The organism is Halostella sp. PRR32 (genome assembly GCF_034808085.1).
GTDB classification, from domain to species: domain Archaea; phylum Halobacteriota; class Halobacteria; order Halobacteriales; family Natronoarchaeaceae; genus Halostella; species Halostella pelagica.
The window spans coordinates 1-246 of record NZ_JAXHGL010000238.1; the positions used below are offsets into that span (position 1 = coordinate 1).

At 70.3% G+C, this 246-nt stretch carries 1 protein-coding gene; it reads right to left on the reverse strand.

What is annotated here, in order from left to right; genetic code table 11:
• A partial coding sequence (locus tag SM753_RS20995) for a DUF547 domain-containing protein (protein ID WP_323192978.1) occupies positions 1-220 on the reverse strand: 220 nt, incomplete at its 3' end.
• Between the last annotated feature and the right edge of the window lie 26 nt (positions 221-246).

Consider the following 246-nt stretch of genomic DNA (forward strand, 5'->3'; position numbering starts at 1 on the left):
TCAGCGCGAAGTGAATCCGGGGGTCGACGTCGTCCACGCGATGCCGGCGCTCGAACCGACTCCGCCGGAGTCGCGGCACGTACCCGAGCCCGATACCGCTCCGGGAGCGCCTGAGGATACCGTGCTCGACGTCGTCGACGCTCAGGGACTCGCCCGCGACCGTGAGGAGGTTCCGGCGGAAGATCGGGCGTCGCGGGACGAGTCCACGCTCCTCGAACAGCTGCGGGTCGCGCTCGAGGTGGTCCT